The organism is Arthrobacter sp. 35/47, assembly GCF_000520475.1.
GTDB lineage: Bacteria > Actinomycetota > Actinomycetes > Actinomycetales > Micrococcaceae > Arthrobacter_D > Arthrobacter_D subterraneus.
Genome location: NZ_AZHY01000348.1, coordinates 1 through 11186, shown reverse-complemented (window position 1 = coordinate 11186; position 11186 = coordinate 1). Strand labels below are relative to the sequence as shown.

The 11186-nt window shown below is 62.6% G+C and carries 9 protein-coding genes and 1 pseudogene; 3 read left to right on the top strand and 7 right to left on the bottom strand.

Going from position 1 to position 11186, the window contains the following annotated elements; genetic code table 11:
- On the top strand, positions 1-1941 hold a 1941-nt coding region (locus X803_RS0100155; RefSeq protein WP_026543540.1), incomplete at its 5' end, for an Eco57I restriction-modification methylase domain-containing protein.
- 314 nt (positions 1942-2255) lie between these two features.
- Positions 2256-3542, top strand: a complete 1287-nt coding sequence (locus tag X803_RS0100150; protein ID WP_026543539.1) for an MFS transporter — start codon at positions 2256-2258, stop codon at positions 3540-3542.
- Positions 3543-3653: 111 nt separating this feature from the next.
- Here X803_RS0100150 and X803_RS0100145 read toward each other — a convergent pair whose 3' ends face one another.
- A complete protein-coding gene (locus X803_RS0100145) occupies positions 3654-5180 on the bottom strand; it encodes a multicopper oxidase family protein (RefSeq protein ID WP_026543538.1) in 1527 nt (508 codons plus the stop codon).
- On the bottom strand, positions 5177-5485 hold the full coding sequence (locus X803_RS0100140; RefSeq protein WP_253907356.1) for an SHOCT domain-containing protein: 309 nt from the start codon (positions 5483-5485) through the stop codon (positions 5177-5179). Before X803_RS0100140 ends, X803_RS0100145 begins: the two co-directional genes overlap by 4 nt.
- 329 nt (positions 5486-5814) lie before the next feature.
- Here X803_RS0100140 and X803_RS20830 point away from each other — a divergent pair, with 329 nt between their 5' ends.
- Entirely contained in the window at positions 5815-6888 is a 1074-nt protein-coding gene (locus X803_RS20830; RefSeq protein WP_156929918.1) for a hypothetical protein, read from the top strand.
- 169 nt (positions 6889-7057) lie between these two features.
- Here X803_RS20830 and X803_RS16775 read toward each other — a convergent pair whose 3' ends face one another.
- The 5 genes and pseudogenes from X803_RS16775 to X803_RS16760 all read right to left on the bottom strand — a co-directional run.
- Complete coding sequence (locus X803_RS16775) at positions 7058-8059, bottom strand: HoxN/HupN/NixA family nickel/cobalt transporter (RefSeq protein WP_035777303.1); 1002 nt, start codon at positions 8057-8059, stop codon at positions 7058-7060.
- A 196-nt stretch (positions 8060-8255) separates the two neighbouring features.
- Positions 8256-9720, bottom strand: a pseudogene (locus tag X803_RS21190) (MBL fold metallo-hydrolase).
- 96 nt (positions 9721-9816) lie between these two features.
- Positions 9817-10233, bottom strand: coding sequence for a rhodanese-like domain-containing protein (locus tag X803_RS21185; RefSeq protein WP_084033218.1), 417 nt, complete (start codon positions 10231-10233; stop codon positions 9817-9819).
- Positions 10234-10286: 53 nt separating this feature from the next.
- Positions 10287-10583: a rhodanese-like domain-containing protein gene (locus tag X803_RS0100115; RefSeq protein ID WP_026543536.1), complete on the bottom strand. Its 297-nt coding sequence runs from the start codon at positions 10581-10583 to the stop codon at positions 10287-10289.
- Positions 10584-10639: 56 nt separating this feature from the next.
- Positions 10640-11186 (bottom strand): sulfite exporter TauE/SafE family protein (locus X803_RS16760; RefSeq protein WP_035777298.1); only part of this gene is annotated, 547 nt, incomplete at its 5' end.

Sequence of the window (11186 nt, the reverse complement as noted above, 5' to 3'; positions counted from 1 at the left end):
ATTCATCCTGTGTCGGTCGTTCTGGCTCGTGTTACGTATCTTCTGGCCATTGGATTGGAACGTCTTGGCCAAGATCGCGGATCGTTGACTGTGCCCGTTTACCTGGGCGATTCGATGCAGTGGGGGTCAACAGCGGACAGCATGAAGGATGAAACCTTTACAGTCCAGGTCGACAGTCCCGACCTGGCAGTCGAGGAACAGCAGCTTGCACTTTTCCATACCGGCGAGAAGCTTGCCTTCCCCCTTGCGACCATCACCGATGCCGGGGTGTTCGACAGGCTGGTTTCCGATCTCGCAGACTTAGCTCAAACCCACAAGGACAAGAAGAAAACACGCCCTTCTCCTCTAACCATCCTCAACTCTTACGGAGTCGTTGACTCCGGCGACCGTGCCGTCTTACTTGAGTCCTTCAACATACTCTGCGACCTCAATGCGGATGGGCGAAACCACATCTGGGGCTACTTTGTCCGAAACCAGGTGCGCCCCCTATGGTTTTCCTTTCCGGAGCGCCAAGTTGACGCACTAATAGGCAACCCACCATGGGTGGCATACCGCTTCATGACAGAAGCGATGCAAAGCAAATTCCGCACCTTCAGCACTAATCGCAACCTCTGGACAGGGCGTAAGGTCGCAACACAACAGGACCTAGTTGGCCTTTTCATCGCAAGAGTGGTCGAGCAGTTCCTCACTCCTGAAGGATCATTCGGCTTCGTGACCCCCAAGGCAGTTCTGACGCGCCAACAGTACGAGGGCTTCAGAACCGGAAAATGGGCGACTAATATGCCATCCACGGCTACACAGAAGGATGTAACCGTGCGTGTCGCTTTTTCACAGGCATGGGATTTGCAAGCAGTTCGGCCTGCAATCTTCCCGGTGCCCTCGGCTGCCGTCTTCGGGACTAAGACCGCCTCAGCGAGGGCCATATCCTCACAGGTCAGCAAGTTCTCCGGCCTCGTTTCTGCTCGCGCGACTTCTGTGCAAGATATAAATGAACGGCTCACCGTCCTTGACGCCAATCTAGATTCCGTAACGTCCGCGGATGTTGCTATCTCCCCCTATGCGAAGGCCGTTTCTCAGGGAGCAAACATAGTTCCGCGTTACCTTTTCTGCGTCTCAGAGAGGCCAAAGAGCTCTTTGGGGCATGCCAAAGGCCTGACGCCGCTGGAGTCCTTCCGCACAAACTTGGAGAAGGAGCCTTGGAAGTTCCGGCCATCTCTGTCAGGAAACGTCGAGAGCGCCTTCATTCATCCCCTTCATCTAGGTTCTACTTTGGCTCATTACCGCTTGCTGGAACCGTGGCTTGCCGTGCTTCCGGTAAGTGATGGGAAGCTTCTCGACGAGGGAAAGATAGCTGCGCATAAGCATTTAGGGGAATGGTGGGCCAAGGCATCAGCCGAGTGGGAAACCCACAAGGCAGCTGCAACGAAACTATCCCTCATGGAGCAGGTGGATTACCAAGGAAAACTCCGAAAGCAGTTGGGGAAGGGAAGTCATAGGGTCGCTTACTCGGCTTCCGGGACCCGACTGGTAGCCGCATACGTGGGAGATCCAGACATTGTCATTGAGCACGCACTTTACTGGCTTGCTGTTCCCAGCGAACAAGCCGGCCATTACCTCGCCGCAGTACTCAACAGTCAGAGCGTCTTGGACCTGGTCGGGAAATATCAAGCGCAGGGATTGTTCGGAGCGCGTCACTTCGACAAGTACGTTTGGAACCTTCCGATCCCTCTATTCGATAGCCGCGATGACGATCACGTAGAACTATCAGAGTGGGGACAGAAAGCCGCTTCCGTTGCAGCCGCCAGCAATGTAGAGGGGCGGACCTTTCAAAAAGCACGAGAACAGATACGAGACGATTTGAAGGCTGCGGGCGTCTATGAGTCGATAGAAGCTTCTGTTCAAAAGATTCTGGGAGGATCGAAGCAACAAGTTGGCGCGTAGCTGTGCAGTGGAATGGCGGTCAGTCCTGCCGTCCCGCAGGTAACATCAACGTTGTGATGAGCTTCAACATCCCAGCAGGTCGTGTATAAGGCGATATGGGACGGCTACCTTCACTGCTGCACTTTGTCTAGCTCCTGATGAAAAGTGCCGATAACGGCCCATTACGTTAACCCCCACTGCATGCACAAGGTACCGGTTTGAGCATGGATTCGTTCTGGGATGTCAAACGTGCGAAGAATAGCTTTTATGACTATGACGCCTGTTGATATTGCCGGGTGGTCCCGGCCCACCAGCCAGGACCTGGAGGACGGGACATGAGTCCCCGCGCCGGCTCTCGCCCCGTCAGTTTGGGCCTGCGGGCCAACGCCGTTCAGTTCGCCCTGTTGGTGGCGATCAACGCCTTGGTTGGCGGCATGGTGGGTCAGCAGCAGACTGTGCTGCCGCTGCTGGCCGAGACCGAGTTCGGGCTCACCGGTTACACCTTCATCTTCACCTACGTCGCCGCGTTCGGGATCACAAAGGCGATCGCCAACTACTTCGCCGGAACCTTCTCGGACCGTTATGGGCGCAAGCCCGTCCTGCTCATCGGATGGCTCTTCGCCCTGCCGGTCCCGCTGATGCTGATCTTCGCCCCGAACTGGGGCTGGGTCGTGGCCGCCAACATACTGCTGGGCATCAACCAGGGATTGACGTGGTCCACCACCGTGGTGATGAAGATCGACCTCGTCGGCCCGAAACAGCGCGGTCTCGCGATGGGCCTCAATGAAGCCGCCGGTTACGGGGCGGTGGCCGTGACTTCCCTGCTGGCCGGGTACCTGGCCGAGCAGTCCGGTTTACGGCCGGCGCCGTTCCTGCTGGGACTGGCCTACACGGCCATCGCGCTGTTGCTCTCCGGGTTATTCGTCAAAGAGACCCGCGGCCACGCCCTACTCGACGCCGGCCAGCACGTGGCCCGTGCTGACGGCCTCCACGACCACCTCCACGCGCGACTCACCGACCGGCAGATCGCCGCCCAGACCAGCCTGAAGGAACCCGCTCTCTCCTCGGCCAGTCAGGCCGGGTTGGTCAACAACCTCAACTTCGGGCTCTCCTGGGGTTTGTTCCCCCTATTGTTCGCCACCGCCGAACTGACCGTCGCCCAGATCGGGCTGCTCTTCGCCCTCTACCCCGGGGTCTGGGGAGTTGGCCAACTGGTCACCGGAGCGCTTTCGGACCGGATCGGGCGCAAACACCTGATCACCGGTGGAATGGCCACCCAGGCCGCCGCCCTGGTGGTCATCGCACTCGGCGACGGCTTCGGCGGCTGGGCTGCCGGCACTGCACTGCTCGGTGCTGGTAGCGCGATGGTCTACCCGACCCTGCTGGCCGTCATCGGCGATGTCGCACATCCAGTCTGGCGCGGACGCGCCGTGGGTATCTACCGCGTCTGGCGCGACCTCGGCTACGCCGTTGGCGCCGTCCTCGGCGGCATCATCGCCGACCTCATGGGCCTCCACGCGGCCGTATGGGTCGCAGCTGGTATCAGCGCCCTCTCGGCCCTCGTCGTGGCGATACGAATGTACGAAACCCACCATCCCACCTCCGCTGCCCCGCAGGGCTGATCCTGGGAGGGGCGGAGGCGGTGCTTGAGGTCCGATGTCACCGCGGGCGCAGCGCAACTGTTAGACGTTGGGGGTTCAGGAAGCGACATCGCCCTCACGGCTGCCCCGGCCTTAACGGGCTTCGACGACACCCATCATGCCTTGGTCCTCGTGGTCGAGGATGTGACAGTGATAGACGGTTCGTCCGGGAAAGTCCTCGAACGCGATAAGGACTTTCACCTGCCCCCTGGCTGGGACGTTGACGACGTCCTGCCATCTCTGTTCGGAGACGTCGCGGTCACCGTCCTCGATGATCTGCATCGGCCACACGTGCAGGTGTATCGGGTGGTCCATGGGGCTGGAGTTGAGAAGTGTCCACTCCTCTATAGCCCCAGCCGCCACCGGGGTATCAGTCCGGGCGGGGTCGAACTCCCGGCCGTTGATGGTGAAAGCCATCATGGTGGCCTCCCTGCCACTACCACCGCCCATCCCGTTTCCACCGCCCATGCTGCCGGTCATACCCATGGCGAAGTCCAAGGTGTGGCGACCGGTCACGGGTTCTCCGCGCAGATCCCGCAGCGCTGGGCCTGCCGGGACGGGCTCGGGCGTCTGCACCGGATCGCCGGACACTTCGAGGGTGAGGAGCTCGATCGCTTCCCTGTTGCCGTTGCCGTTGCCGTTGCCGTTGCCGTTGCCGTTGCCGCCCATCATGCCGTTGCCCATCATGGCGTCCATGCCGCCGCGGTCTACGGGCGCCGCGACCAGGACCGATGAGCCCTCGGTGGTTTCGACGAGCAACTCGATGCGGTTGCCGGGGGCGATAACCACTTCTGTGGTCTTCTCAGGGGTCGGCAGGCGCCCGAAGTCGCGGCTGAGCAGTCGGACCTGTTGGCCTTCCAGCTGCAGGCGCAGGTACCGGGAGGGGCAGGCGTTGACGATCCGCCACCGCTCCCGTTCCCCGGGTGCGGCGTCCAGGCGCGGGCGCACCTGACCGTTGACGAGGACGACCTCACCCTCCCGGCCCATCATCTGCTGCATCCGGCCGGCCTCAGCGAGATTACCGGAGGAATCCAGAGACAGGTCCGAGACCACCATGACCCGCTCCCGGGTCACAGGAATCAGCTCGGGGTCCTCCACCACGATCACCCCATACAGGCCGGCGGCGACCTGATCGGCTACATGGCCGTGGCGGTGCGGGTGGTACCAGTAGGTGCCCGGCGGATGGCCTTCGGGCAGGACGAACTCATAATTGAAGGACTCTCCCGGGTTGATGCTCAGGAACGGGTTGTCACCGTTGCCCTCAGGGGAGACATGCAACCCGTGCACGTGAAGGTTCGTCGGAGCCCGCAGACCGTTCGTCATCGCCACCCGGATTGTGTCACCGGGCGCCACGCGCAGGGTCGGTCCCGGCAGGGACCCGTTGAAAGCCAGCACAGAGGCTTCACGCCCGCCAACCTGGACCCGCACCGGGGCGGCCTCCAGATCCAGTTCCAGCACGCCGTCGCGGCTGGAGAGCACCGGGGGCTCGACCAGCTCCTCACCGCCTGTGTATCCGGGATCGTTGCTGGTGGTCCACCACAGTCCTGCCCCGCCGAGCGCTGTGGCACCGGCACCGACGGCACCCAGAGCCAGCAGCTGACGGCGGGTCAGCGGGCTCACTGGCCGTCCTCCTCCAGGGTCTTCAGCCGCTCCCGGTACTCCTCGGTACTCAGCTCCCCGTGGGCGTAACGCTCTTCAAGGATTTCCGTCCCCCGGCGGCCAGGGACCACGCCGCGCCCAGGCCGGGTGTCGGGGCCGGCATTGTGTGAGGACTTGCCGGAGAGGGCCTTCACCAACACGACCCCCAACACGGTCACCCCCACGAGCACCAGCAGTCCGAAGAACCACATCAATCCCATACCGTCCATACCATCGCCATTCATCATGATGATCGTGCTGCTCCATCTCTCGTCGTACGCGGTCAAATGCCTGACAGTAACGGGTTTCCTGCCCTACGAAAGGTCACATCAGTCTTCATCTTTCCGCTTTCCCTCGGCACCACAAGAGACAAGTACTGGAATCCGCCAGATGAAGTTAGGAAACCGTTCTTGGCGACTGATGGTGATTTACAGGGCGTGCTACCGTGAACTTCTAAATGTATTTACATACTAGGATGGGCGCCTCGATCAGCATCTCGTTGGTTGCCTTGCTCGGCGTGTCAGCTTGTTTGCCGGTCACTGAGCGGGTCGGCGCTCAGCCTGTCGAGGTCGGCGAACCGCCAACGACTGTGTCCGGTTCAGCACACAGCGGACGATTGATCCCAGGCTTTGATATCACCTCAGAAGTACGGACCGACACCACCCCGTTTGTCGTCGGGGGAACCTTCATCGGTTCCGCCTTCCCCCGGGATGGCCGCTCTCAACTAAGCTTTTACGGCTTCGACGCCAGCGGAACTGACTGGCGTGTGGACACCAACCCCTCCTGCGTCGGAACAGTACCAACACAGGTCGGAGGCGAAGCAGCGATCGTCATCCTGGATTCCGACGCCCGCAGAAATGGGCCGGGCGGGGTGAGCGCCACTGTTGCAACGGCCTTCTCCGCCGCGGACGGCGTCCCCCTGTGGGGGCCTACGGAGGTCCCCGGCCCGTCCCCTGGTACCGGCCTGATTTTTGCTAACACACCCAAAGCGCTGACCAACGAACGAACGCCCACGACGTTACTCGACGCCGCATCCGGAGCAGTCGTTGACGAGCCGGCCGGAACGGCTCTTTATGAGCATCACGGGACCGCCTTGGAGGGCACCGTGGAAAGCTTCTCCGCTATCGACAGCGGCTCAAGTGAGACGCTTTGGACCTCGGCGCAGCTGAGTCCTGGCCCCTTTGGTGTCGGTAGAGAAGCCGCCGCCCGGTTCGAAGGTAGTTACGGACCGTCAACCGGAAGTCTTGTTGTGCTGGAATGGGCTGACCCTGCTGGAACGGACACGGCGGTGGCCGTCATCCACGATCTCAGGACGGGGGCGCCGCTGGGCAGGGTGGATGGAACGCCTTCGGGCATGGCCGCAGTGGATGACGCCACACAGACCGTGCTTCTGACCTCACAGCGGGCGGATGGTACATACACCATCACGGCCGCGCGCCCTCGGAAAGGCATTCTCTGGACCAGCGAATCTGACAGCCCTGCCCAGGTATCAACCACCGGCGCCGGAATGGCCTACGCCCGAATCAACGGCCAAGCGACCAGAATCGAACTCGATTCCGGCTCCATCCTCACCTCAGGCGAGTACGTCCTTCCCATGGCCATGCTCCCCGACGGAACCGCCTTGTTCCCCACCGATCAGACCGGAATGTACGCAGTTGCAAAACCCCGCAAAATGCCCGCTACCCGATGAACACGACCAGACCGGTCACCGGAGGAACCGGGGCGGTTATCGGCAGAGGCCCGGCGCGTACGACCTGCCACCCAGACCGCCCCGGGTGGCGCCGTCTCCCAACCCGGTAATCCTTGAGCGGTAGATAGGGTGCGGCGCCGGGCCGATGCGATATCCGGGCGGTAGTGATCTACACGTCAAAGCTCGCAGCTTGCCGCCCGCGGCGATGGCGGGCCACCCAGGCCAGGACGAAAAAGGCGACTACGGTAATCCCGAGGAAGTTCAGGTCCACGGCGGTGAGCGCCTTCAGGATTCCGCCGGACGGCTGGGTCAGCTCGGCGGCCACGGAGAGCAGGCCTGTTCCGCCGATGAGGAAGGCGATGAACACCGAGACTCCGGTGACGAGGAGGTTGTAGTCAACCGTGCGGCCGGCGTCGCCGCTGGCCCGGCTGTAAATTCGGGCCATCATCAGCCCGTCGGCGCTGTCGAAGGCGGTCATCCCTGCGGTGAACAGCACCGGCAGCACCATCGCGGCGTACCAGGGCAGCGACGGGGCCAGGGTCCCGGCCACGACGAAGAGGCTGATGGAGGCAGCGGTGTCCAGGCCGAGCCCGAAGAGGAACCCGACCGGGTACATCTTCACGGGACGGTCCACCGTCCGGGTGAGCGGGTGCAACACCCGGTGCAGCACCCCGCGCCGGTTCAGGTGGGTGTGCAATTCGGCCTCATCGACCGGTGCGTTCCGCATGGTGCGACGCAACCGGTGCAGGGAACGCAGGGCAGGCATATTCAAAATCCCAGCGGTGAGCAGGAACAACCCGGAGACGGTCCCACCCCAGATACCGGCTGCTTGGCGCAAGGAGGAGCTTTCATCGGTCAAACCCTTCGTGAAGGCCTCCGCCCCCAGTGCCAGCAGAAGCACGGAGATTACAACCACCGAAGAGTGTCCCAGGGCGAACCAGTAACCGGTGGTCACGGTGGTACGGCCACGGCTGAGGAATTGGCGGGTGGCGTTGTCGATCGCGGCGATATGGTCAGCGTCGAAGGCGTGACGCACACCCAAAGCATAGGCACCCACGGCCAGTCCCAGCAGCGAACCCGGATTGTCCCCGGCGGCGTCCTGGGCCGGCAGCAACCAGCCAAACAGAACCCCCCACCCTGCCAAATGCAAGGCCGCGACGGTGACCCCCATACCGGTCAGGCTGCGTGTCTGGTGCCCGTATCTGGGCTTTGTGGTGCGGGTTTCCACGTAGGGCCTCTCCTGAAATGGATGGGGATGCGGCGGTGCCTGTTGCCGGTGTGGGGCAGGCGCGACCCGGGGCAGGTTGATCTCCTGCCCCGGGTCGCACTAAACGGCGCCCAATCGGGGGTGGGGCAGGGGGGTTGGGTCAGCTGACCATGGTCAGGCCGGCGTCGGCGGCCTCGTCGAACATCGCGTCAATCTGGACCGCGTTCTTCCCGGCACGTTCCAGCAGGGAAGTAGCCACCCCGGAGCGGTAACCGGAGCCGCAGTGCACCCACAGCCGCCCGGACGGAACTTCGTCCATGCGGGTGATCAGTTCGTGCAGCGGGATGTTGACCGCTCCGTCGATATGAGAGGCCTCATACTCCTCAGCCCTGCGCACGTCCAGGATGGGCTCTTGTTCCTGGCGGTCGGTGAGCACCTCGTCCCAACCAACGCGCGGGTAGGAGGACACGGCCGCGCCCGGGGCGAGGTTCTCGGGGTCTTCCCCGAGGGCCGCGTCCGGGTTGTCGATGCCGATTCGGGACAGGTCCCGGACCGCGTTTTCGACGTCATCGCGGGAGCCGACGAGGGTGAGTTGCTGGTCGTAGGGGAAGACCCAGCCCAGGAAGGTGGTGAAGCTTGCCCCGTTGCCGTACTCGAAGCTGATGGTCCCCTTCAGGTGCTCGGCGGAGTAGGCAACCCGGTTACGCAGGTCCACCACCCACTCCCCGGCGTCCAGGCGTGCTTTCAGCTCCTCAGGGTCCAGGGAATCGGGCACCTCGAGGTTTGGTTCGGTGGGGCCGGCGGCGTTGGCCGGTCCCATGTGCACGTAGTAGCTGGGGTAGGCGCTGAGGTTGGCGATGAGCTCGGAGACGAAGTGTTCCTCGTCGGCCTCGGTGTAGACGTGGTTGGTGGAGAANGTTGGCCGGTCCCATGTGCACGTAGTAGCTGGGGTAGGCGCTGAGGTTGGCGATGAGCTCGGAGACGAAGTGTTCCTCGTCGGCCTCGGTGTAGACGTGGTTGGTGGAGAACTGTTCGCCCAGCGTGGATTCCGAGGCCCCTGTTGCCGGGCCGGAAGAGCAGAAGGAACCGAACCCGTGAGTCGGGTAAAGAGCTGCCTTTTCCGTTGCCTCTTTCGCCAGGCGGCGGGCGGAGGCGTACTGGTCGTGGGTCAACCCGACAGTGTGCTCGGAGCCCAGCAGATCGGTGCGGCCCACCGAGCCGTAGAGGACGCTGCCTCCGGAGAACACGGCCTGCTGCCCGTCGTGCTCGACGACGAAGGAGAGGTGGTGGTGGGTGTGACCGGGGGTGGCCACCGCCTTGACCGAGAGTTCCCCGACCTGCACGGTCTGCCCGTCGGCGATCGGGGTGCGTTCGAAGGACACGTCATCGGCGGCGTTGACCAGGTAGTCGGCCCCGTGCTTCCGAGCCAGGACAAGCCCGCCGGTGACGTAGTCGTTATGGATGTGGGTTTCGGCCACATGGGTGAGCTTCACGCCGGCTTCTTCCACGACGGACTCGACGCGGTCGATGTCGCGCTGGGCGTCGATGACCAGGGCCACCTGCCCGTCGTGGATCAGATAGCTGCGGTCCCCGAGCTGCGGGGTGTCAATGACAATAACGTCCATGGATTCTTTCTCCTCAAAATCGGGGGTGTTGCTCTGTGAAGCACTCACAAACAACAATACCCCTAGGGGTATATGGGAGGTCAAGCTGGGGCTTGTTTATCCCGGTAAAGCTGGGCTTGTTATCTTGGTTCGGCGGAGCTTGTGCAGCACGGCCCCGATCGACCAGGAAGATGATCTTTTTGGGCGGATATCGGTGACTTTTTCAGTAGCTGTGGCATAGGTGACGGGGTGCCCGTTGCGATACCATTCGGTGATTCCCCCAGCGACGTTTACTGCGTCGAATCCGTGTTCGGTGAGAAGTGAGACGGCTTGAGTGCTCCGTTTTCCCGATCCGCACATGACGTACAGGGTGGTGTTAGGGGGAAGGGACGTCAGGTTCCAGGCCAGTTCATCCAGGGGAATATTCCGGCTTCCCGGAACGTGGGCCTGGGCATGTTCGCCCCTGCCGCGCACATCGATCAACGGCACACCCGGCCACTTACTCTTCAATTCGTCGGGACCTATGCTGCGCATTTTTTGCTCCTTCCGGCCTGTCGTGGGTGAAACTTCGGGCCGTGCAGGACTTTTCAGGTGGTGGGCAGGCCGGCCTCTTGCCAGGCGGTCATGCCCCCCGCCATGGTGTCGGCGGTGAAGCCGGCCTGATTCAGGGCGTCTGCGGCGGTGGCGCTCCGGTTTCCGCTGCGGCAGATGGCGATCACCGGCACAGTTCGGTCGAGTTCGGACAGGCGTGCTCCCAGGTCTCCCAGGGGTATGTGGACGGCGCCGGGGATTGTTCCCTGGGCTACTTCAAAGTCTTCCCGGACGTCGAGGATCTGATCCGTGCTACGGCGCTTCTCGGCTTCGGTGATGGTGATTTCCGACATTGTTTACCTCCTTGTTGATGGTGCGGTTGTTCATGGTTGAGCAGTTACTTCGGTTCTTAGGCCGTTGAGTGCTTCGCGTGTCCGGAATTCTGGTTGCGGTCCTCGTTGTCGCCGGTTCGTGTCCTGATCGGGCACGTGCGAACGAAGAACCAGCAGATGACGGCGGCGAGCATGGTCAGGCCAGCGACTCCGCCGAGGACGATCCAGCGCAGATCCTCAGGGGCCTGCTGGGTCAGGACAAAGGTGCCCATAGCCAGGACAAACCAACCGAACGCTTTTCGGAGGGCGGCTTCGGGGATCCGGCCTGCGAGCTTCGAACCGATGAGCGTTCCCACGATCGCAGCTGCCGTGACAGCCAGGGTCAGACCCCAGTCCAGGTGGACAGTGGTGAGGTAACCGGCGAGCCCGGCGAAGGACTTCATCGCGATCACGACCAACGACGTTCCGACGGCGATCGACATCGGTAGGCCGCCCAGCAGGGCCAGGGCGGGGACGACGAGGAATCCACCGCCTGCACCGACCAGGCCTGTGACGAGCCCGACGACTGCTCCGTCCAGCAGCACCCGACCGAGGGGGAGTTCATGTTTCACCGGTTCGGCGGTG